The 23718-nt window shown below is 51.7% G+C and carries 18 protein-coding genes; 14 read left to right on the forward strand and 4 right to left on the reverse strand.

All coding sequences use genetic code 11. The annotated features are described in order from the left end of the window. Positions 1 to 3 precede the first annotated feature (3 nt). The 3 genes from ACKWCC_RS04050 to ACKWCC_RS04060 all read left to right on the forward strand — a co-directional run bounded on the left by ACKWCC_RS04050 (position 4) and on the right by ACKWCC_RS04060 (position 2122). A complete protein-coding gene (locus tag ACKWCC_RS04050; RefSeq protein ID WP_413994625.1) occupies positions 4 to 387 on the forward strand; it encodes a TraR/DksA family transcriptional regulator in 384 nt (127 codons plus the stop codon). Positions 388 to 795: 408 nt separating this feature from the next. Continuing rightward, on the forward strand, positions 796 to 1359 hold the full coding sequence (locus ACKWCC_RS04055; RefSeq protein ID WP_413994626.1) for a hypothetical protein: 564 nt from the start codon (positions 796 to 798) through the stop codon (positions 1357 to 1359). A 31-nt stretch (positions 1360 to 1390) separates the two neighbouring features. Next, positions 1391 to 2122 (forward strand): lipoprotein signal peptidase, encoded by a 732-nt coding sequence (locus tag ACKWCC_RS04060; RefSeq protein ID WP_413994627.1) that lies wholly within the window; start codon positions 1391 to 1393, stop codon positions 2120 to 2122. On the opposite strand, the gene ACKWCC_RS04065 is transcribed toward ACKWCC_RS04060, so the two are convergent. Continuing rightward, on the reverse strand, positions 2086 to 2667 hold the full coding sequence (locus ACKWCC_RS04065; protein ID WP_413994628.1) for a 5-formyltetrahydrofolate cyclo-ligase: 582 nt from the start codon (positions 2665 to 2667) through the stop codon (positions 2086 to 2088). The two genes, ACKWCC_RS04060 and ACKWCC_RS04065, sit on opposite strands and share 37 nt — an antisense overlap. Before the next feature lie 502 nt (positions 2668 to 3169). Here ACKWCC_RS04065 and uvrC point away from each other — a divergent pair. The 9 genes from uvrC (at position 3170) to ACKWCC_RS04110 (ending at position 16970) form a co-directional block, all read left to right on the forward strand. Next, on the forward strand, positions 3170 to 4960 hold the full coding sequence (gene uvrC / locus ACKWCC_RS04070; RefSeq protein WP_413994629.1) for an excinuclease ABC subunit UvrC: 1791 nt from the start codon (positions 3170 to 3172) through the stop codon (positions 4958 to 4960). Further along, entirely contained in the window at positions 4953 to 7241 is a 2289-nt protein-coding gene (locus tag ACKWCC_RS04075; RefSeq protein ID WP_413994630.1) for a patatin-like phospholipase family protein, read from the forward strand. The genes uvrC and ACKWCC_RS04075 overlap by 8 nt, the downstream gene beginning before the upstream one ends. Before the next feature lie 317 nt (positions 7242 to 7558). Further along, positions 7559 to 8356: a DUF3108 domain-containing protein gene (locus ACKWCC_RS04080; RefSeq protein ID WP_413994631.1), complete on the forward strand. Its 798-nt coding sequence runs from the start codon at positions 7559 to 7561 to the stop codon at positions 8354 to 8356. A 6-nt stretch (positions 8357 to 8362) separates the two neighbouring features. Further along, on the forward strand, positions 8363 to 9331 hold the full coding sequence (locus ACKWCC_RS04085) for a tryptophan 2,3-dioxygenase family protein (protein WP_413994632.1): 969 nt from the start codon (positions 8363 to 8365) through the stop codon (positions 9329 to 9331). A 2-nt stretch (positions 9332 to 9333) separates the two neighbouring features. Beyond that, on the forward strand, positions 9334 to 10626 hold the full coding sequence (locus tag ACKWCC_RS04090) for a M23 family metallopeptidase (RefSeq protein ID WP_413994633.1): 1293 nt from the start codon (positions 9334 to 9336) through the stop codon (positions 10624 to 10626). 1 nt (position 10627) lies between these two features. Beyond that, the gene (pgi, locus tag ACKWCC_RS04095; protein WP_413994634.1) at positions 10628 to 12265 is read left to right on the forward strand and encodes a glucose-6-phosphate isomerase; all 1638 of its coding nucleotides are present in this window, start codon (positions 10628 to 10630) and stop codon (positions 12263 to 12265) included. Between the two features lie 249 nt (positions 12266 to 12514). Next, positions 12515 to 15691, forward strand: coding sequence for a TonB-dependent receptor (locus ACKWCC_RS04100; RefSeq protein WP_413994635.1), 3177 nt, complete (start codon positions 12515 to 12517; stop codon positions 15689 to 15691). Between the two features lie 98 nt (positions 15692 to 15789). Then, entirely contained in the window at positions 15790 to 16230 is a 441-nt protein-coding gene (locus ACKWCC_RS04105) for a hypothetical protein (RefSeq protein ID WP_413994636.1), read from the forward strand. A gap of 146 nt (positions 16231 to 16376) precedes the next feature. Next, positions 16377 to 16970, forward strand: coding sequence for a 3-keto-disaccharide hydrolase (locus tag ACKWCC_RS04110; RefSeq protein ID WP_413994637.1), 594 nt, complete (start codon positions 16377 to 16379; stop codon positions 16968 to 16970). A 69-nt stretch (positions 16971 to 17039) separates the two neighbouring features. Here the strand turns inward: ACKWCC_RS04110 and ACKWCC_RS04115 are convergent, their stop codons facing one another. After that, complete coding sequence (locus ACKWCC_RS04115) at positions 17040 to 18113, reverse strand: endonuclease/exonuclease/phosphatase family protein (RefSeq protein WP_413994638.1); 1074 nt, start codon at positions 18111 to 18113, stop codon at positions 17040 to 17042. 121 nt (positions 18114 to 18234) lie between these two features. On the opposite strand from ACKWCC_RS04115, the gene ACKWCC_RS04120 reads away from it, so the two are divergent. Both ACKWCC_RS04120 and ACKWCC_RS04125 read left to right on the forward strand, forming a co-directional pair. Further along, on the forward strand, positions 18235 to 20964 hold the full coding sequence (locus ACKWCC_RS04120) for a carboxypeptidase-like regulatory domain-containing protein (RefSeq protein ID WP_413994639.1): 2730 nt from the start codon (positions 18235 to 18237) through the stop codon (positions 20962 to 20964). A 1-nt stretch (position 20965) separates the two neighbouring features. Next, complete coding sequence (locus ACKWCC_RS04125) at positions 20966 to 22348, forward strand: DUF5689 domain-containing protein (RefSeq protein ID WP_413994640.1); 1383 nt, start codon at positions 20966 to 20968, stop codon at positions 22346 to 22348. Between the two features lie 7 nt (positions 22349 to 22355). On the opposite strand, the gene ACKWCC_RS04130 is transcribed toward ACKWCC_RS04125, so the two are convergent. Both ACKWCC_RS04130 and ACKWCC_RS04135 read right to left on the reverse strand, forming a co-directional pair. After that, positions 22356 to 22763 carry a response regulator gene (locus ACKWCC_RS04130; protein ID WP_413994641.1) on the reverse strand — a complete coding sequence of 136 codons (408 nt, stop codon included), beginning with the start codon at positions 22761 to 22763 and terminating at the stop codon, positions 22356 to 22358. 554 nt (positions 22764 to 23317) lie between these two features. Then, positions 23318 to 23713: a response regulator gene (locus tag ACKWCC_RS04135; RefSeq protein ID WP_413994642.1), complete on the reverse strand. Its 396-nt coding sequence runs from the start codon at positions 23711 to 23713 to the stop codon at positions 23318 to 23320. Between the last annotated feature and the right edge of the window lie 5 nt (positions 23714 to 23718).

Here is a 23718-nt window from a genome sequence, read left to right on the forward strand (position 1 = left end):
GAGATGGGACAAGATTTAAAAGTAAGATATCCGGACAAGGACCTGGCGGAGTTCAGGGCCTTGATCGAAGAAAAAATTGAAAAGGCGAACAAGCACCTGCAATTGCTAAAGAGTGCCTATATGAACGACGGCAACAATGGCACGGACGATACCTCGCCCACCTTTAAGGCCTTCGAGGAAGGCTCCGAGACCATGAGCAAGGAGGCCAATACCCAACTGGCCATACGCCAAGAAAAGTTTATCCGTGACCTTAAAAATGCCCTGCTGCGCATAGAGAACAAGACCTACGGGATCTGCCGCGTAACCGGGAAGCTCATTAACAAGGAACGGCTAAAGCTGGTACCGCACGCCACATTGAGCATTGAGGCGAAGAACATGCAATCTTAAGGAACAAAAACGCCGAAAGGCGTTTTTTTGTTCATCCTACTTTAAAGGGAGGGAGCCCATGGGCCACGATGGGCCCAATCGCGCTTTTTTGGGCCCAAATGAGGTATTGGAGGTTCGCAACTCGGGTAGCCTTCGCCACGGTGGTCCAGCGGAAGACGGCCCAGCGATCGGTTTTGTTGGGATTTGTGGCCGCAATGGAATTTTTAAGGCATGATGTGGGTTAAACTTTTAACGGGAATGTGCCCCGCGGTATCTCATCTAAACGTACCTATGCTTTGCGTATCGCCTAAAGATGTCCCCAAATTTTGGCCCAACAAGGGTCTGGGGAGCTTAGTGCCCACATCCCTCAAGTGGTGCTGTCTGGCAATAATTTTACTGGGCCTGCCCTATGCTCACGCCCAGAAAACGGTGCGCACCACGCTGGTGGACCAAGACATTTCCCTTATCCAAATTGATGTGACCCACTGTTTTGAGCTCCATTTGCACACGGATTCCGAAAGGAATGACACGGTGGAACTGCAGGCACAAATGGATGGTGAATACGGCCCGGACCTGTACGTGGACAGTTATGTGGAAGGAAGTACCTTGTTCATTGTTGCGGGCTTTCATCTGGAATTTGTGCCCCCGGAAGATAAGCTTGGCGCCCACAAGGTGGTGTCCATATCCCTGGATGTGAACCTTCCGGCCCACAAAAAAGTGAACGTTATGGGCACATCTGCCCATGTGGTGGCAAAGGGCAGCTACCAAGAGCTCAACGTGGCCCTGGCCGATGGGCCGTGCGAATTAAGGGACGTGTACGGCAGGGCAGGGGTGCGCACCCAGAGCGGCCCCATTGCCGTGTATGGACGGGCGGCCAACATCAGGGCCCGGACCAAATTTGGAAGCCTGGCCGCCAACCCCATTCCCCTTGGAAAGAGCACCTTGGACCTCTACTCGGTCACGGGCAACATCGAACTTTATAAAACCGAATAATATAGTTATTTTTGCGGCTTATCCCTAAGAGATGAGCCTAAGGAAATCGCTACTGCTCATTGCATTGATCCTGGTGATCGATCAGTGGAGCAAAATCTACATCAAGACCCATTTTATGCTCGGGGAGAGCGTGGAGGTTTTCAGTTGGTTCAAGATCTTGTTCATAGAGAACGAGGGGGCGGCATGGGGTGCCAAGCTCAGTGATGTTTTCCCCATTGCGGACCGCACGGGGAAGCTCATTCTCACCATTTTTAGACTGTTTGCCATTGTGGGCATTGGCTACTGGCTGTACGATGTGATCAAAAAGAACACCTCTACCACCTTGACCTTGGCGGTTTCCCTCATTTTTGCCGGTGCCATGGGAAACATCATCGATTCTGTTTTTTATGGGCGCATCTTTAACGAGAGCTATAACGAGGTGGCCACCCTTTTTACGGAAAATCCCTACGCGGATCTGTTCTACGGAAAGGTGGTGGACATGCTCTATTTCCCCTTGATCGACACCACCTGGCCCAGTTGGGTGCCGTGGTTGGGCGGGGAAAACCTACGCTTTTTTGAGCCGGTCTTCAATATTGCGGATACGGCCATAAGCACCGGGGTGGGCATTTTGTTGGTCTTTAACAAGAAGGCTTTTCCCAAGGAGGGGGAGGTAGCCACCGCGAGCGAGGAACTGCCCACCACGGGAGCCAGTGACCCTACCGTTGCCGATGCAGCGGAAACGACAGCTCAAGATGCCGAGGCACCGGAAGGCGGAAAGGTGTAGATCTTTTCTGGCGTAACACAAAAATCCAACCTAACATCTTCAGCGTTGCTGTCCGTGATGGCTTTTTCTGGAGGGTATAGTGATAGCCCCACCTTGATGACATCTTTTCGGCAAGCCTTTAAAAACCGGTCATAAAACCCTTTCCCGTAGCCCACTCGGTGGCCCTTTTGGTCAAAGGCAAGCAGGGGCACAAACACAACGTCTAACTGCTGCGCCGTTACCCGGAGCCCATTTTGTGGTTCCGGAACGCCCCACGGGTTCGCCTTTAGCAAGGTGTTGTCCGTTAAAAGGTAGTGCTCAAGTTCATTGCCCTCCATCTTGGGGACCACCACGTCTTTGTCCTTGCCCTGTAAAATGGACAGCAGGTAAGCCGTATCGGGCTCGTTCTTGGAGGGAATGGATAAGAAGATGTGGTAGTAGTGGCCTTGCCAGATGTCCAGGCCCAGCGCTTTGTTGGACATGGCCAAACTTTGGGAAACGATATAGGCTTTGGAATGCTCCTGCCTAAGGGCCATATATTTTGTCCTTAAGTCTTTCTTTAACATAACGGAAAGATAAGGAAAAAATGGCCTTCGGGACAATTACTCTTTTACCGAAACGGCAAAGAAAACCTTGAAGAATAACATTAAGATCAAATAGGTTCCAAGGGTTATGATATAGCTTTCCATTTCCGGGGGAATTTATCGTTATGGCATAAATGTAATAAAAAAATCCAATAAGAACTCTTTTAAAGGGCTGTTTTTCCCGTTAAAATGCACTAATTATTTAATAAATTAACGTTAAAATTAATGGATAAACAATTTGCCGACCTCCAAAATATTAGAAACCAAGACGTTAGGGTGCCCGGCGGGCCAAGGCTCTTTTTTTGTGCGGAGATGGGGCGGCACGGTGATTTTTTTTAACGGCGGAGCCCTTTTGCAAATGCGGTCCCGGTGAAGGGCCATATCCAATGGACTTTGTTAAAACCAAAAAATGATGCCCCCAATGCACAGCCGTCTTACCACTTAATGATTAATTTTATGCCTTTGAGCATCACCCTCTTTTTCTATGGAGCAGATACCCTTGGACATACAGTTGCGCGCCCTTCCCGATGCCCCCGGGGTGTACCAGTTCTATGACCTGGACCATAGGATTTTGTATGTGGGGAAGGCCAAGAACCTAAAAAAAAGGGTAAGCTCTTATTTTACCAAGACTCACGCCAACGGCAAAACAAGGGTCATGGTAAAAAAAATAAGGACCATTAAGCACATTGTGGTCTCCACCGAATCTGACGCCCTTCTGTTGGAGAACAACCTTATAAAGGAGCACAAGCCCAGGTACAATGTACTGTTAAAGGACGATAAGTCCTACCCTTGGATCTGCCTGAAAAAAGAGCGTTTCCCCAGATTGTTCCCCACACGCCGTGTGATCAGGGACGGCTCTGAATATTTTGGCCCGTACACCAGTATGAAGACCGTGCGCACCCTGTTGGACCTCATAAAGAGCGTGTACCCCTTGCGCACCTGTAACTATGACCTGTCGGAGGCCAAGGTACAGGCCGGCAAGTACAAAGTTTGCTTGGAATACCATTTGGGAAACTGCAAGGGCCCCTGTGAAGGCCTCCAATCTTTGGAAGACTATGAAAAACAAATTGAAGACATACGGCAAATTGTAAAGGGGAACTTTAGATCGTCCCTGAACTATTTCAAGGGACAGATGAAGCTGCTTGCCGCAGAGATGAGGTTTGAGGAGGCCCAGGCCGTGAAGGACAAGATCGACATTTTGGAGAATTACCAGGTAAAGACCACCATCGTGAACCCCAAGATCAGTGATGTGGATGTGTTTTCCATCATTTCGGACAATGCCTATGCCTACGTAAACTTCCTCCAAATTGCCCACGGCTCCATCATACGCTCCCACACCATGGAAATTAAAAAGAAACTGGACGAGGAGGATGCGGACCTGTTGCAACTGGCCATCATTGATATGCGCAAGCGGTTCCATGCCAGCTCCCGGGAACTGTACCTGCCCTTTGCCCTGGAGGTGGGCGAGGGCCTGAAGATCACCGTGCCCAAATCGGGCGACAAGCGGCGCATTCTGGAGCTTTCGCAGCGCAACGCCAAATTTTATAGACAGGAACGCTTCAACCAGTTGCGCATCATTGATCCCGATCGGCACACCAACCGGATCATGGCCCAGATGAAAAAGGATCTACGGCTCTCCGCGGAGCCCAGGCACATAGAATGTTTTGACAATAGCAACATACAGGGCACCAATCCGGTGGCGGCCTGTGTGGTCTTCAAGGACGGGAAGCCTTCAAAGAAGGAGTACCGCCACTACAACATAAAGACCGTTACCGGCCCCGACGATTTCGCCTCCATGGAAGAGGTGGTGTTCCGGCGCTACAAACGGTTGCTAAATGAAGATGGGCCCCTGCCCCAGCTCGTGGTCATCGACGGCGGCAAGGGACAGCTTTCCTCTGCCCTGAAAAGCTTGGAGGTGCTTGGACTCAGGGGCACCGTGGCCATTGTGGGCATCGCCAAGCGCCTGGAGGAAATATACTTTCCCGAAGACCCCGTGCCCCTCTATCTGGACAAACGCTCTGAAAGCTTAAAGATCATTCAACAGCTCCGAAACGAGGCCCACAGGTTCGGGATCACCCTGCACCGGAACAAAAGGAGCAAGGCGGCCGTTAGCTCTGCCCTGGAAGGTATCGATGGGGTGGGCGAAAAAACGGCCACCCGTTTGTTGAAACATTTTAAATCGGTCAAACGGATCCGCGAAGCTTCCGTGAACCACTTAACGGAAGTTGTTGGCGAGTCCAAGGCAAAAACCATTTACAAAGCCCTTCATGCATAAGAACGCACCTTATTTTTTCCACAGCATCCTGCCATGGGCCTGGATGGTGCTTTTTTGGGCCGCACCGGCCCTTGGACAGGAAGTTCAGGGCACCGGGGGCAAAAAGGTGGGTGTGGTGCTCAGCGGCGGGGGCGCCAAGGGACTTGCCCATATTGGGGCCTTAAAGGTGATCGAGGAGGCCGGTGTGCAGGTGGACTATATTGGCGGAAGCAGTATGGGGGCCATTGTGGGGGCCCTCTACGCGGCCGGTTATTCGGCCTCGGAACTGGATTCTTTGTTCCGGGCCCTGGATTTTGTGAACATCATTGAAGACATACAGCCCAGAAGCGCCAAGACGTTCTACGAAAAGAGGAGTTCGGAACGCTACGCCCTTACCCTGCCCTTCAACAAATTCAAGGTCAGTGCGCCATCTGCCTTTTCCGGCGGCCAAAATGTGTACAATGAGCTGGTGCGCATCCTCTATCCCGTAAAGGACATCCGGGACTTCTCCAAGTTGCCCATTCCTTTCATTTGTATGGCCACCGATGTGGAAACGGGGGAAGAGGTGCTGTTGGACCAGGGCTACCTGCCGGAGGCCATTATGGCATCGGGCACCTTGCCCTCGCTTTTTGAACCCGTTTATATGAACGGCCGTGTGCTCATTGATGGCGGTGTGGTGAACAACTATCCCGTGGAAAGGGTGCGCGAAATGGGCGCCGACATCATCATTGGAGTGGACGTTCAGCACGGCCTGGCCGATCGGGATGCCCTGGACTCTGCCACCGAAATCCTGCTGCAGATCAACAATTACCGCACCGTGGCCCAAATGGTGGAGAAAGCCGCGCAGACGGACATTTACATAAAACCGGACATAGCGGCCTATTCCGTGCTGGATTTTGGCCAGATAGACCAGATCATACAGAACGGGGAAACAGCGGCCAGGGAACAGCTCTCCGAGCTTAAACGGCTGGCTACGGACAAAGGGGTTTCCAAGCCATCCATTACCGCCCCCAAAATGCAGGACAGCATCATCATAAACAGGCTCATCCTGGAAGGGGAAGATACCGATCGCGGTTTTGTAAAGGGCAAGCTGAGATTTGGACTGGGCCAGCCCGTGACCTTCACCAAATTGAACCAGGGAATGGCCAATTTGGCGGCCACCAACAATTTTAGGACCAATCGCTATAAACTCACTTCCAACGGTATGGGCAACGACCTGGTCATGCGCCTGGCAGAGTCTCCCACCAAATCGCTGCTGCGCCTTGGGGTGCACTATGACGACCTCTACAAGAGCGCGGCCCTGATCAACTACACCACCAAGGGCCTGGCCGCAAAAAACGACCTCATTTCCCTGGATCTGGTGTTGGGCGACAACCTGCGCTATAACTTTCAGTACTTTATTGACAAGGGGAGCTATTGGAGTTTTGGCATCAATTCCCGCTACAATGATTTTACGGAAGAACTGAATTACGATATCATTACCGGCAACTTTGACGTGCCCGCCCTGTTGAACGTGAACACCATAAATTTGGATGTGGTGGACCTTACCAACCAAATGTACGTGCAGACCTTGCTTCAAGAGGAATTTGCCTTTACCCTGGGCGTGGAGCACAAGTTTTTAAAGTACAGCACCCGTACCTTGGGAGATTTGGAGACCAATCCCGGGGACCTCACCATAGACGGCACCAATGGCCGCACCATCTTTGAACGCAGTCATTATTACAGTGCCTTTGGCCAGTTGGTGCTGGACACTTATGACGACAAATTTTTCCCCTCTAAAGGACTGCTCTTTGAGGGAGATTTCCATTATTACCTGTTCTCATCTGATTTTAACGAGAATTTCAAGGACTTCTCGGTATCCAAGGCCCGTTTGGGAACCGCTTTTCCCCTGGCCAAGCGGCTCTCCCTGAACGTGGAGACCGAGGGCGGTTTTAAGTTGGGCACTTCCAGTGTCACCTCCTTCGATTTTGTGTTGGGGGGCTTTGGGGCCGCGCTCATCAACAATTTCATCCCCTTTTATGGCTATGATTTCTTGAGTTTGCCCGGGAACAGCTTTGTAAAGGCCCATGCCCGGTTGGACTATGAGTTTGCCAAGGACAACCACCTGCTCTTTGCGGCCAACTACGCCAACGTGGAAGACGACATTTTCCGTACGGGGGAATGGTTCACGGCGCCCAATTTCAGTGGGTATGCCGTGGGCTACGGGTGGGAGTCCTTCATTGGCCCGGTACAACTTATGTATTCCTGGTCCCCGGAGGCCAATAACAACAACATCTTTATCAGTGTGGGCTTTTGGTTCTGATGCCTTTTTGGTCCAAAAAAAGAGCACAAAATTCTTAAGAGAAGGCTAAATGGCCGGCCCAAACGTAAATAACTGTTAAGGTAATCGTTAAAGTACGTTAAAAGGTATTTCAGGGTCTTTTTCTTGTTTAAATTTGTAGTGCAAGGGGTGGTTCCCTTGCAACTTTAAGTATTGGTTTTTCATAATTTAAAGTTTGGTTGGTTATTTAGGAAAAGCCCAGTTCTACGACTGGGCTTTTTTTATGCAATACTTTGGAACAAATTTTGTTTTACTATCTGTGGGGGGCCATCATCTCCCAGTAACAAAGTGTACACCTTATGCCCGGAAGAAAACTAAAGAACATACTCTTTGCCACTGTGCTCACCCTGTGCTTTACATCCGTGGGGGCACAGCACAGCCACAAGGCCTTTAAGGCGGGAGAGTGGTTAAAGTTCAGGATGCACTACCTGTTTCTCAATGCCAGCTATGCCACCCTGCACGTTAAGAACGCCACGATCAACGACAAGAGCGTCTATCATGTGGTGGGCCATGGCGAGACCACGGGCATGGCCAGTCTTTTTTTTAAGGTGGACGACACCTATGAAAGTTATTTTGACAAGGAAGACGGGAAGCCCTACCGCTTCATTAGGAACATTAACGAAGGCGGCTACACCAAAGACGTGGAAATCAATTTTGACCACGAGAAGAATAAAGCGGTGCTAAACGATAAAAAACACGATAAAAAATATAATTTTGCATTTCCAGAAGGGGTACAGGACCTCATTTCGGGCTTTTATTACCTCAGGAACAATTATGACCCCAAGGAGCTGGAGGTGAACGAGGTCATTGACCTTAACATGCTGTATGACGATGATGGCATTTTTAAGTTTAAGCTGAAGTATTTGGGAAAAGAGGTCTTGAGGACCAAGTTTGGCAAAGTGGAATGCCTAAAATTCCGGCCCATGGTACAATCGGGCAGGGTCTTTAAGGAAGAGGAGGGCTTGGCCCTTTGGGTCTCCAATGACGACAATAGGATCCCCATACGGATCAAGGCCGATATCGTGGTGGGCTCCATAAAGGCCGATCTGGACGCCTACAACGGACTCAAGCACCAATTTAAAATTATAATGGATTAGCGCACAATGGAGGACAATGAGCAGGTAAGATTACAGATCGCCAAACTTGCCGAGAAGTACAAGGATTCCGGACAGGACCTGGGTTCCTATCTGGACGGATTGCTCCACCAACGCTACCTCACCTATTGGGACTACATTCACCTGGACACCCTCCTGAGCCTTCAAGTGCCCCGCACCCATTTTCCGGATGAGGAAATCTTTATCATGTACCACCAGATCACGGAGCTTTATTTTAAGCTGATCCTGCACGAGCAAAAACAACTGGTGGACGACAAGACCCAGGCCCTGGACTTTTTCATTGAAAAGCTGCGCCGCATCAACAGCTATTACAGCGCCCTCATTTCTTCCTTTGGCATCATGATCAAGGGAATGGAAAGGGAACAGTTTCTGCAGTACCGCATGGCCCTGTTGCCCGCCAGTGGTTTCCAGTCTGCCCAGTACCGGATGATAGAGCTCTACGCCACGCCCTTGGAGAACTTGGTGCACCACAGTGAACGCGGCTCCTTTTCGGAAAAAGACGGGATAGAGGCCCTCTACGCCCATATCTATTGGAAAAAAGGCGCCACGGATGTGCGCACTGGAGAAAAGACCTTGACCCTAAAACAGTTCGAGTACCGGTACACCCCGCGCTTGGTGCGCATTGCCAAGCAGGTAAGGAAAAGTACCATCTACCATAAATACCTGAACCTGGGCGCGGCGCAAAAAAAAGATCCGGCCCTGGTCAAGGCCCTCAAGGAAATGGATGTGAACGCCAACGTTAACTGGCCCTTGGTGCACATGGGGTCCGCACACCGGTATCTGGGCAAGGAATCTGGCAACCTTAGCGCCACGGGGGGCACCAATTGGAAGGAATTTTTGCCGCCCAGTTTTCAGAAGGTCGTTTTTTTTCCTGAGCTTTACAGCGAGATAGAATTGGAGGAATGGGGAAAACAATGGGTAAACCATATGTTCAACCCCGAAAAAAGGACTACCTGACGATGCGGAAATACTGGGGCATTTTACTGATAGCGATCATTTTTACCTGCTGCAAGGAAGCGCAAGAGGTGCAGAAAGCAGATGTTGCCCCTGTGGATGCGCTCGCCGAGGACGCGCCCGTGGACACCCAATACGGTTTTGACCTGGAAGCCTTCAAGGTGCTCAAGGACACCATAAGGAACGGCGACAGTTTTGGGGAGCTCATGTTGAAGCACCATGTGGACTACCCCAAAATTGTAAGGATAGCGGAAGACTACAAAGACACCTTTAACGTAAAGCTCATTAAGGTGGGCAAGCCCTATGTGATCCTAAAATCCAAGGACAGCCTGGAGCGGGCAGAGGTCTTTATCTACGAGAACGACCGCATCAATTACACCGTGGTTGATCTTAGGGATTCCGTAACGGCCTACACGGACAAGAAAAATGTGACCTACAGGCAACGGGAAGTGGCCGGGGTGATCCAAAACCACCTTTCCGGGGCACTGGACACCTTGGGCGTGGACTATGCAGTGACCATTAACCTCTCCGAGATCTATGCCTGGACGGTAGATTTCTTTAAATTGGAAAAGGGGGACAAGTTTAAGCTGCTCTACAAGGAACGCTACATCAACGATTCCATCTATGCCGGTTCCGAACCCATTGAGGCCGCCTATTTTGAGCACAAGGGCGTGCCCATCTACGCCTTTCCCTATGCCACGGATTCCCTGAAACAAATGGCCGATTATTACGATGATGAATCCAACAACCTGCGCAGCACCTTTCTAAAGGCCCCCATAAAATTTGGCTACCGGGTATCATCGCGTTACAACCTAAAAAGGCGCATTGCCTACTATGGGTACAAGTTGCGGCCGCACAGGGGCACGGATTATGCCGCGCCCATAGGCACGCCCATCATTGCCACCGCAGATGGCACCGTGACCGAGTCCAGACGAAAGGGCGGAAACGGCAAGTACGTTAAGATAAAGCACAACGGCATGTACAGCACCCAGTACCTGCACATGAAGGACCGGAACGTTAAAAAAGGCCAATTTGTGCGCCAGGGCGACGTGATCGGTTGGGTGGGCATGACCGGCAACACCGGAGGACCGCACGTGTGCTACCGTTTTTGGAAGAATGGGGTGCAGGTAGATCCGCTGCGCGAAAAACTGCCCACCGCAGACCCCATACCGGACACCTTGAAGACGGCTTACCTAAACCACATTGCCCCCATAAAGGAACAATTGGACTGTTTGGAGTATCAAGTCTGGAACAACGAAGATGCCGGGAACAACAAATTGATCACACAGAACCCATAACATGAGCTTACCCAAAATAGACCCCACCTCCACGGCCGCCTGGGCCAAATTGCAAGACCATTTCAAGGCCACACGGAACGAGCACATGAAATCGCTCTTTGAGGCCGGTGCCGATCGTGCCAAAAAACTGTCCATTTCCTGGCAGGACTTCTTTGTCGATTTTTCAAAGAACCGCATCACGGACCACACCCTGCAACTCCTCTTGGACCTGGCCCGTGAGGTACAGCTCAAAGAAGCCATGGAGGCCTATTTTTCCGGGGATGCCATAAACGAGACCGAGCAGCGCGCCGTGCTGCACACCGCACTCAGGGCCCAAAGTGGCGACCAAGTGCTGGTAAACGGCGCCAATGTGGTGCCAGAGGTCTTTGCCGTGAAACAAAAGATCAAGCATTTTTCCGAGGCCATCATCGGCGGGGAGCGCAAAGGCTACACCGGAAAGCCCTTTACCCACGTGGTGAACATTGGCATAGGGGGATCGGACCTTGGTCCCGCCATGGTCACCGAGGCCCTACAGTATTACAAAAACCATTTAAAGGTGCACTTTGTGAGCAATGTGGACGGCGACCACGTGCATGAACTGCTCCGGGAGATCGATCCGGAGACCACCTTTTTCGTCATTGTTTCCAAGACCTTTACCACCCAAGAGACCCTTAGCAATGCCACCACCATTAAAAAATGGTTCTTGCGGCATGCCGAACAGGCGGACATTGCCAAACATTTTGCGGCAGTGAGCACCAACACCGAAAAGATCGCCGAGTTTGGCATTTCGCAAGACAACGTGTTCCCCATGTGGGATTGGGTGGGAGGCCGTTTTTCCCTTTGGAGCGCGGTGGGCCTGTCCATTGCCCTGGCCGTTGGCTACGATCACTACAACGCCCTGCTAAAAGGGGCCAATGCCATGGACACCCACTTTAAGGAGGCCCCCTTCAGGGAAAACATTCCCGTGGTACTGGCCCTGTTGAGCGTTTGGTACAACAATTTCCACGGGGCGGAGACCGAGGCGCTCATTCCCTACACCCAATACCTGGACAAACTCTCTGCCTACCTCCAGCAGGGCATCATGGAGAGCAACGGCAAGCGCGTGGACCGTGGCGGCAAGGCGGTACACTATGAAACGGGCACCATTATCTGGGGCGCCCCGGGCACCAACGCCCAGCACGCCTTTTTTCAGTTGATGCACCAGGGCACCAAGCTCATTCCCACTGATTTCATCGGTTTCAAGAAATCCTTGCACGGCAGTGCGGACCACCACCAAAAATTAATGGCCAATTTCTTTGCCCAGACAGAGGCCTTGATGAACGGGAAGGACCTGGCCCAGGTACGGGCAGAACTGGAGACCAAAGGATTGTCCGGAAAGGAACGGGAGCGCCTGGCGCCGTTTAAGGTGTTCACGGGCAACAAGCCCACCAATACCCTGCTCATAGAGCAACTTACACCCAGGTCCCTGGGCGCCCTCATTGCCCTTTATGAGCACAAGATCTTTGTGCAGGGCGTGATCTGGAACATCTTTAGCTACGATCAATGGGGCGTGGAACTGGGCAAGGAATTGGCCGGGACCATCTTAAAGGACATCCAATCTCCGGAGGTTGGCGCACATGACGCCTCCACATTGCAACTTCTTCAGAAATTTAAGAGTTAGGGCACGTATTTTTCAATTCTTAAATTTAAGCCAACAAACTCGGCCAAATCTGCCCCATACCCCTCTTTTTGTTCTATTTTTGCATGGATTTATTTAACGTTCACTTAACCGTGGTCACGGGGAATAAACTCACTTTTGCAACGGAGTACAAACTAACAAACACAAGAGAAAATGAAAAAGATGTTCTTGGCATTTGCGATGTTTTTTATGGCCGCAAGTGCATTTTCGCAGGGGGTTACTACCTCGAGTATGCAAGGAAGCGTTTTGGACGATTCAGGAGAATCGCTCTTTGGCGCCAACGTTGTGGCCACACACACTCCTTCAGGGACCGTGTATGGGGCCATTTCAAACGAAGACGGCCGGTTTTACCTTCCCAATATCCGGGTAGGGGGCCCCTATACCGTGAAAGTGACCTACATAGGCTTTCAAGATAGGACGTATGAGGGCATTACCCTGGGCTTGGGACAAAGCTATAACCTTAAGGTTGTCCTGAGCGAGGGCCTTGAGCTGGAGGAAGTGGTGGTCACTTCCCAAAGGGGCAACCTCATTGATCCGGACCGCACCGGGGCCTCCGTGAACCTCTCCCGGGAAAAGATAGACGCCCTGCCCACCATTAACCGTAGCATCAATGATTTTACCCGGTTAACGCCGCAGAGCAACGGCACCTCCTTTGCCGGTACCAGCAGCAGGTTCAACAACTACACCATAGACGGCAACATCTACAACAACAACTTTGGTCTGGGTTCGGGACAATTTGCCGGCTCCAATCCCATTTCCTTGGATGCCATTGAAGAGGTACAGGTGAACCTGGCGCCCATGGACGTAAGATTGTCAGGTTTTACCGGTGCTTCCGTGAATGCGGTAACCAAATCGGGAACCAATGAGTTCAGGGGGTCCGTTTATTATTACTACAGAAATGAGCAGATGGTGGGCGACCGTCTTCGTGATCTGGAGCTCAACAGGGGAGATTCCCAAAATGATATCAAAGGGGTGAGCCTGGGCGGCCCCATCATCAAGGACAAGCTCTTTTTCTTTGTAAGTTATGAGGAAGAGCAGGAAGCGGTTCCCGGTTTTCAGCGCCAGGCACAACGTGGTGGTTTGGTGCCCGATGGACTCACCATATCCCGGGTTCCCGCTTCTGACCTGGATTTTATACGTCAGAGCATGCGCGATATCTATGGCTACGAGACCGGGCCCTATGAAAATTACCCCTTTGCCTCGGAACAGACCCGTTTTAACGCCCGCTTGGACTATAACCTCAACCAGAACAATAAGTTTTCCTTGAGGTACAACCGTTACAACGCTTCCGCCGATGTTCGCATCAACGGAAACTCCAATCGTTTTTTGCCCACGCGCTACAGAAATACGCGTAGAACCGAGATTGAGGCCATGACCTTTGCCAATGCCAACTATACCAACGATCGTTTGGTGCAGTCGTTGGTGGGGGAATGGAACGCCAAGGTGGCGGACAATATGAGCAACCAATTGAACATTGGCTATACCTCTATCCAGGACCCCAAAAGGGGAGTTCCCGGCGGACAGGCCTTTCCCTTCATTGAGGTGTTGGAGCCGGATGAGTCTGGAAACCTTTTGTACTACACCGCCCTGGGGAACGAGCTGTTCACGGTAGGAAATTTATTGGAGAACGATGTCTTTAACGTGACCAACAATTTCTCCATTTATTCTGGCGACCACACCTTTACCATTGGAGCCAATTTGGAACTCATGACCTTTAGAAATGCCTTTAACCCGGTCTTCAATGGCTTTTACAGATTTACCAGCCGCGACAGTTTTGTGGAAACGGTGATCAACAGAACCCCGGGGGCCTTCCCCGATGCCTTCGCCAAGAGTTTTGCCTTGGACGGCTCTACCACGCCGCCGGTCGATGAGACCAACTTTGGCCAGTTCGGGGTCTATTTCCAGGACGAGTTCCAAGTGAACGATGACTTAAAACTTACGGCGGGACTCAGGGTCGATTTGCCTTTCTACACCACGGACATTCCCAGGAATACCCTGTTGGACGACTTGAACAAGACCTTTGTTGATGCCGATGGGGACAGCTTTACCCCAGATGTGAGCCAATTTCCCAAGGTGCGCCCGCTTTGGTCTCCAAGAATTGGGGTCAACTGGGATGTGAACGGCAAGGGCATTACCCAGGTTAGGGGCGGCACCGGTGTTTTCTCTGGCCGTATTCCCTTTGTATGGATGAGCAACCAGGTAAATGGTTCTGGTGTAGTGCGTGGCGGTTTGGGCTTTGAAGGAGCCGAAGTGGCCGATGAGTTTGGTCCTGGCTATGTCTTTAATCCAGATGTTACTTTTGGGAATCCGGAAAATCCGAGCCAAACACTATCCAACGAACTCAACCTAACCGACCCCAATTTTAAACTGCCACAGACCTGGCGAACCAATATTGGGGTAGACCATAGGTTGCCTTGGGGCATAGATGCCACAGTGGACTTTATTTACAATAGGGATGTTTCTGTTCCCATTGTTTACAATCCCGTGCTCAGGGAGCCAGACGGCACCTTGGCCGGTCCGGACGCCAGACCCTATTGGGACGGGGGCTACAGCAATGACCCTGACTTTAGAAACGTATTTTTGTTGACCAATGCAGGCAGGACTCCAGATTATGTTTCCTTGAGTGCCACCGTGTCCAAGCAATTTAACAACGGCTTTTTTGCCTCCTTGGCCTACACCCGATCGCGCGCCAGGGATTTGGATGCTGCGGGTGGCTCCCAGGCAGGATCTTTGTGGACGGCAACCGTCAATGAGAACCGTAACGATCCAAGACTTGGTTTTGCCGGTTTTGACCAACCCAACCGCTTTGTGGGTATCTTGAATTATCAGAAGGATGGCACCACCATTGGCTTGCTTTGGGACGGCGGGGAGAACGGAAGGTACTCTTATACCTATTCCGGAAACTTCGGCGACAATTCCGATCGCTTAATGTACATACCCAATGACGCCGCAGAACTCAATTTCCAGGAATACAATGCTGGTGGCCGCCTCATTACCGAGCAGGAGCAGATCAATGCCTTTAACCGTTACATTGAGCAGGACGAGTACCTGAGCGAAAACAGGGGCAGGGTCATGGAGCGAAATGGGGGTAAAAATCCTTGGTTAAACCGTTACGACCTGCGCATTACCCAGGACATTGAAATGACCAAGGACAACAAGAATACCATTCAATTGTCCATGGACTTTTTGAATGTGGGCAACATGCTCAATTCAGATTGGGGCGTGCCTCAGTTTGTTTTTGAGGAAAACCTATTGCGTTACCGGGGCCGTAACGGTGCCAATGAGCCCATTTATAGTTTGAACACCGTAAGGGGCACCTCGGACCTGCCCAGGGAAACTTTTAGGCCCTCATCCAGTATAGGGGCCACCTGGAGGTTACAGGTGGGTATCCGTTATATGTTCAATTGATGGGAATGGAAAAGGTATAAGAGAAAAGGCCCTGCACCCGTGCAAGGGCCTTTTTTTATGCCCAAAATTCCCTATTTTTAAGCACTAAAACCTAAACGATGTACCAAACCCTTCAAACCCTGCACTCCTACCTGGCCTACGTGGCCCTTGCCATTTTGATCTTGGCCGTGGCCAACGCCATTTTTGGCCTGCTCTCCAAAAGGGTCTTTAACATGCACAAAGACCTGCGGCTTAGCCTTTACGCCCTTATTTTTGTACACATACAGCTGTTGCTTGGGCTGGTCCTTTGGTTTGTTTCCCCCAGTGGCCTCAATGCCATACAGCAATTTGGTATGGGAGACCTTACCGCTGCGGCCAGATTGTTGGCGGTAGAGCACCCTTTCATCAACATCATTGCCATTGTGCTCATTACCATTGGTTGGTCCCGGCACAAAAAGTTTATGGAAGGCCACAAAAAGTTCAAGAGCATTGCCATATTCTACGGTATTGGCCTGCTGTTCATCCTCAGTAGGATCCCGTGGGCCGTTTGGCTCAATTAAACGGACTGCCCAGCCCCGACCCTGGCGTACCGTTTTGCCCAGGGGCCAAAGCCCAGGTAATGGGCCAGTTTTCTCCCATGGCAAGAGCAAGGTCTGGTCTTGCATATCCTGGTTTTCAAAAAAAAAAAATCCATAAAACACAACAGATGAACAAATTGGCCCTAATGTGCGTCCTACTCTTTTCGGTGGGCGCATCCGCACAGAAAATATCGCTCTTCAATGGAGAGAACCTGGAAGGTTGGACCATTTACGGAACCGAGAAATGGTATGTGGAAGACGGGCTCTTGGTCTGTGAAAGCGGACCGGACAAGGGGTACGGATACCTTGGCACCGACCAGCAGTACAAAAACTTTATCCTTACCCTGGAGTTTAAGCAAGAGGCCAATGGCAATAGTGGGGTGTTCGTCCGCTCCACGGTTAACGGTACCACGGTGAGCGGCTGGCAGGTGGAGATTGCCCCGCCCGGGGCGCATACCGGCGGGGTGTACGAATCTTACGGCCGCAACTGGCTCATAAAGCCCGATCCGGAAAAGGACAGCGCCCTAAAAATGGGCGAATGGAACACCATGAAGATCAAGATGGATGGGGACCGACTTACCTCTTGGTTAAACGGCACTGAAATGGTTTCCTTTGATGACGCCATCATAGGCGCGGGGGAGGGTTCCGTGTTGTTGCAGATACACGACGGTGGCGGCATTAAGGTGAAGTGGCGCAACTTGGAGCTGGAGCCCTTGGATTGATGCCATCTCCCACCCAATCCAGGGAAAGGCCGCTACAGCTGGTTGGGCAACCGGGCTATCCCTGATTTTTCAGCGGAAGGACCCACTCGTTTCCTTTTGTTGGGATCCCGCTTCCCTGATCAGGTGCACATACACCGGGAAGTGATCGCTGTACCCGCCCACATAACTGCCCCCGGCATAGGTGCGCAAGGGATAGCCCTTGAACCTTCCCTTGGGATCGGTCAGGTACGCGGGGGCAAAAATGCCCGCCTTCCAAAACGTATAGCGCTTTCGGTTGCCGTGAACCAAATTGGCGGTGAGGTACACTTGGTCAAAAAGGTTCCAACGGTCGCGGTAGGCCAATGAGCCCTCCCCTTTTTTGAACAGCTTTTCCATGGGGCCAAAGAGGTCCAGGGAGTCCAATCGGTGCTTTTTTCCCTTCACCTTGAGCACTTTTTTAAAGCTGGGATCAATGGGGTCATCATTGAAATCGCCCATCCCGATGATGCGCGCCCCGGGATTTGCCCTTCGCAGGGAATCAATGATGCGTTTGTTCAGTTGGGCGGCGGCCAATCGGTAGGGTCGGCTCCGCGCCTCCCCGCCGCTTCTGGAGGGCCAGTGGTTCACAATAAAATACAGGGGTTCATTGTCCAACAGGCCCTCTACCACCAATTGGTCCCGGGTATGGTCCCGGAAACCTTCCGCATTGAACAACAGCAACCGCCTACTGTTAAAAGCCGTGGGAATAAAGGCCGATTTCCGGTACAGCAGGGCCACATCAATGCCCCTTTCGTCCGGGGAATCAAAATGTACCAGTCCGTAGCCATACTTTTTTAACCTGGGATGGTGAATGAGGTCGTTCAGCACCGCTTTGTTTTCTGCCTCGCACACGCCCAGTACGTCCGGCGGGCCCGGACTGGTGGGGCTGCCTATCTGTGAAATGACCTTGGCCAGCTGGGAAAGCTTGTGTTCATAGCGGGAAGTGGTCCAACGATCCTTTCCTTCCGGGGTGCGGTCATCGTCATAAGTAAGGCTGTCGTTCCGGGTATCGAACAGGTTTTCCAGGTTGTAAAAGGCCACGGTGCGCAACTGGTAATCTTTGGGCCCTTGGCCCCAGAGCGGAATCTGGCCCATCAACATTAAAAAAACAAGCAGCTGTCGCATTTACAGGGTTTTATATCCGAAAATATACGGCAATAATCGGAAAAAGTCCTCACCTTTCCCATTTTTGGATATCTTATGGCCCATCAATCCAATACGCCATCCACTAGCCATGTACAAGAAGATGTTGCTTGTATTGCTTTTGTATGCTCCATGGCTCGGGGCTTTACAGGCCCAAAGCGTTCTTTACGGAACGGTGCTGGACATGGCCACTAAAAAGGTGATCGTTGGGGCCAAGGTGGCCGTGGAGGGCAGGCCCTACGCCACGGAGACCGACCTCAACGGAAGGTTTTCCCTGACGGTGCCGCTCCAGGGCGATCATATCCTGCAAATTGGCTATGTGGGGTACGAGACCCAGCGTATCCTCCTGCTGTTGAACACGGCCGAGATATCGCTGGGACCGCTGTACCTCGTGGCCGACCTGACCCTGGAAAAGCAGGACAATCTCATTACCCTGACTGATGCCGAGCTGTTGGAAGATGGCAGTACGGACAACGCCTTGGGCCTGTTGCAGGCTACCCGGGATGTTTTCCTTACCCGTGCCGCCTTTGATTTTGGACAGGCCTTTTTCAGGGTGCGGGGCTATGATTCCCAAAACGGCACGGTGCTCCTGAACGGTATCCCCATGAACAAATTTTTTGACGGAAGGCCCCAATGGAACAACTGGGGCGGTCTCAACGATGTGATCCGGAACCAAGAGTTCCACCACGGTCTGGAGGCTTCCCCCTTTATCTTCGGAGGGGTCTTGGGCACCACCAATATGGATTTGAGGCCATCGGGGCTGCGGCCGGGGGTTCGCTTGTCTTCCTCGGCCAGCAACAGGACCTATACGGGCAGGCTAATGGCCACCTATAATTCCGGAGTGGACGGCAACGGGCTGGCCTATATGGCCTCGGCATCGCGGAGATGGGCGCGCCAGGGCTATATGGAGGGCACCTTGTACGATGCCCATTCCTTTTACGGGGCCCTGGAATATCAGCTAGATGATACCAACAGTATCATGCTCACCGCCATGGCCGCCACCAACCGAAGGGGACGCTCCTCTGCCGTTACGGAAGAAGTGCACGCCCTGGTGGGCAGGCGGTACAATCCGTATTGGGGAGAACAGAACGGCAACATCAGGAATTCCAGGGAACGCCTTATCTCGGAGCCCCTGGTACTCCTTAACTATTTTCACGAAAGCAAGAAAGGCAACCTCAATGTGGGCCTGGCCTACCAAACGGGTGTCCGCAGCCGGAGCAGGGTGGGCTATTACAACGCCCCCAATCCGGACCCCACCTTTTACCGCTATCTCCCCAGTTTCCATGTAAACAGTGGCATTGGCGCCAATTTTGTGAGCGCGGATGGCGCCCGGCAACGGTTTTTACGGGCACCCCAATGGAACTGGCAGCAAGCCTACACGGCCAATGGCAGCGCTTCTGCCAACGGAAGGGCGGCCTATGTGCTCTATGATGATGTGGTAAAAGACAACCAGCTTACCGCGCGCATTCACGGCGGCTACAAAATGGGCAAGGCCCTTCAATTGCATTTTGGGGCCACGCACCGGCAGCTCCGTTCCAGGAATTTTGCCCGGGTGAACGATTTGTTGGGGGCCGAATTCCATACGGACATCGATCCCTTTTCAGATACCCGGAACGATGTGGAAGGCCCTTTGAATCGGGGAGAGGGCGATACCTTTAACTACAACTATGAGTTTCGTTCGGGGCAGTCCACCGCATTTGCGCAACTGCAGTGGGAGCAAAGGGCTTGGACGGCCTTTGTGGCGGCCCAGTACCAAGGCACCTCCCATCTGCGCCAGGGCTTGTTCAAGAACGAGCGTTTTCCGGACAATTCCCTGGGCAAGAGCCCCAAGATCACGTTCCATACGGTCGGGGCAAAAGGGGGGCTCTCAAGAAAGATCACGGGCAGGCATTGGGTGGCCGCCCATGCCGCGTTCATGGAGCGGCCACCGCTGTTGCAGAACGTATTTATAAACCCCAGGGAAAGCAACGCACAGGTGCCCCAACTGCGGCCAGAGGCCCTGCGGTCCCTTGATGTGAACTATTACATCCGAATGCCCAAGCTCACGGGCAGGCTCAGTGCCTACCATACCCTGTTCCAAAACACCACGGACGTGAATTTCTTTTTTGTGGACAGCGGGGTGGGCTCTGATTTTGTGCAGGAAGTGCTCACCGATCTGGATCGCCGGCACCAGGGGCTGGAACTGGGCCTGGAATACCAGCTTTCTGCCGCGGTAAAACTCTCTGCCGTGGCCGCTTTGGGCCGGCATACCTTTGCCAGCGATCCCAAGGTGACCATAAATTTCGATACGGCCGCCGCAGATGAGGAACTGATAGACGTGAGCGGAACCAAGGAATTGGGAGCGGCCAATGTACGGGGGCTGCGCTTGGCACAGGGGCCCCAGACCGCGGTTGCCCTTGGTCTGGAATACAGGGACCCCAAATATTGGTGGGTGGGGATGACCACCAACTATCTGGCAGACAATTATGCCAATATATCTGCCATTACCCGCACGGCCAGTTTTCTGCTGGACCCCGAGACCGGACAGCCCTTCCCCGATGCCACGCCCGAAAATGTGGCCCGTTTGTTGGCCCAGCGTCCGCTGGACACGTTTTACCTGCTCAATTTGGTGGGCGGGAAGTCCTGGTTGAAGAACGGGAAGTACATTGGGCTGTTCGCCAGTGTGAACAATCTTTTTGACACGGTGTTCAGGACCGGGGGCTACGAACAGAGCAGAAACGGCAATTACGGGCAGTTGCGGCAGGACACCTTGGGGGGATCGCCCTCATTTGCCCCAAAATATTGGTACGGCTTTGGGCGTACCTTTTTTCTGAATTTGGCCTATAGTTTTTAAGATGGCGGCAAGGACGAACCTATGGAGAAGATGTTTTGCAGGGTGCCTCGGGGCAGCCCTTCTGCTGCTTTTTGGCCATTGTGTAAAAGATCGCGGTTTTGAGCCGCCGCCGGGGGCGTGTTCCAACGGCTTGCAGGCCAATATTACCTATTCGGAGCTACGGGAACAGTATCCAGGGGAAACGGTGCAGATCCAGGAAGATCTGATAATGGAGGGCTACGTCTCCTCCTCCGATGCCAGCGGGAACTTCTTTGGCGTGATCCATTTTCAGGATGCGCCCGAAAACCCCACGGACGCCTTTCAATTCTTGACCGACCTGCGGGATGCCCATTTGTTCTTTTCGCCGGGAGAAAGAATCTTCATTAAGCTCAAGGGGCTCTATTTGGGACGATCAAAAGGGGTGTACAAAGTGGGGGGATCCTTTTCTTCCTTTGGCAATGTATCCGTGGGGCGCTTGCCAAGCCAGGTTATTTTTGACCATGTTTTTGTGGCTTGCGGGCAACGCAGGGAATTGAGGCCAAGGCTGCTTTCCCTCACGGACGATCTGGGCCCGCACGCCCACACCCTGGTACGGTTCAACGACCTTGAATTTTCTGAATCCGAACTAGGGATGGCCTACGCCGTACCGGAAGAAGAGACCCTGAGGACCTTACTGGACTGTGAAGATAGGGCGTTGGCACTGCGCAACAGCGGTTTCTCGGATTTTAGGGAAGAACAGCTCCCGGAGGGCAAGGGTAGCATAACGGGGATACTGTTGCGGGAAAACAATGATTTCTTTCTACAGATAAGGAGCCTGGCCGATGTGGATTTCAACGGGGAACGCTGTCCGGAGTTTGTGGACGAGTTTACCTCCCAGAATTTGTTCTTTTCTGAATTGGCAGACCCCAATAATAACCCAAATGCCAGGTTCATAGAGCTCTTCAATGCTTCAGAAGCATCAATATCGCTAAAGGGATGGCGCATTGAACGCTATACCAACGCGGCTGTGGAGGTAAGTTCGCAACTGGACCTTTCCGGCCTTTCCATAGGGCCGCAGAGCACGCTCGTCATTGCCGCCGATGCCGGGGTGTTCGCCGCGGTTTACGGTTTTGAGCCCGATCTGGTGGCCGGTAAGAACTCTCCCGCAGACAGTAATGGGGACGATAATCTTGCCTTGGTGGATCCCTTTGGCACCGTGGTGGATCGTTTTGGGGTGGTGGGTGTGGACGGTACGGGAACCGCACATGAATTTGAGGACGGCAGGGCCTTGCGGAACAGTGGGGTGGTGCAGGGAAATACGGTGTTCAATGCCCTGGAATGGACCATTTACAATGACAGTGGTGGCAACGGGACCATCAATGCGCCCCAAAATGCCCCGGACGATTTCTCTCCCGGCTCCCGATGATGGCCGCTCACTGCACGGCCTTTTTGGCAATTTGCATTAATTTCTCCTCGGTAAGCGGCTTTGTAATGTAGTCATCTACAATGCCTTCGTATTCTTGTGCCTTCGCCATACCACTGGGACTGCTAAAGGAGCTTATGATATAGAGCTGGGTATGTTTGCGCTTGCTTTGGGGAAGGGCCTTGTACTCCTTTAAAAACTCCCATCCGTTCTTCTTTGGCATGTTCAGGTCCAACAAAATCACCTGCGGAAGCGCAATGTCCTCAATGATAAGGCCCACCAGGGCATCTATGGCCTCTTGGCCATTGGAATAGTGCAATATATTATCGCAAAAACCACTTTTTTGCATCAGTCTTTTGGTGTTGAAAAAGAAAAAGGCATCATCATCGATCACACAACAACTTTCGTACATACTCATAGGCTCAACAATATCTAAAAAAGTTAATAATTTTTTGACACTTTAACAACTGATCTGTGTTAATTCTGGGTCATATCGAAATCATTTTATGGATATGGGATTTTTCTCTGTTTAACAATGACCGTGGTGCGAGATCTTTCCATTTTTGGTTGCAACGCCATAGATAAATTCTTGGGGTCCGTACATAGTTGCTTTTTTAAATTGAGTTGATAACCAGAATGTGAGGTTGAGCCCCTGCCTGAATTGTAGTCGAGGCAGGCAGTCGAAGCCTCCTATGGCTGGCGAATGGCTCTCAGCTGCCTGCCCGTGCGGCCGGCGGGTGCTCGAACTGACAACAGTAAAAACCCTTATTGATGGAATAGTGGGATAATTACCTTGTTTGATTAATACGTGTTTATCCACTGACCGCTATTAAATGCCATTGAAAGGCTCCTTTGTCTTGAAATGGAATGGGTTGAGCATCAAATGGAAACCCATAAAACCCTATCCAAAAAGTAAAGCACAAAAATAGGGGGCGCAGTGTTTGGAATAGTCCATAAAATGGGCCCGGGAGTTCAATCTTTCAATACTTTTTCAAGATCGGCCGGGGTTATGGGCTTTAGGATGTAGTTGCTGACCAAGGCATAATCGTTTACTTTGCTTATGTCCTTTGGGTCCACGGATGAGCTTATCACATAAACCAATGTTTTTGAAGAGTTTGGAGGTCGTATCTTAATGAATTCATCCAAAAAATCCCATCCGTTCATAATGGGCATGTTCAGGTCCAAGAAAATGACCTGTGGCAGTTTGTCATGGCCTTCCCTCATTTCCCGGAGCCCGTCAAGGGCGTCTTGGCCATTGTTGTAAACCGTGACGTCCTTGCAGAAGTCGATGTCTCGCATCATTCTCTTTATCCCATAGATAAAAATGGGATCGTCATCTATGACGCAGCAGTTCTCTATTTTGGCCATATGGG

Source organism: Maribacter aquimarinus (assembly GCF_047345505.1).
GTDB lineage: Bacteria > Bacteroidota > Bacteroidia > Flavobacteriales > Flavobacteriaceae > Maribacter.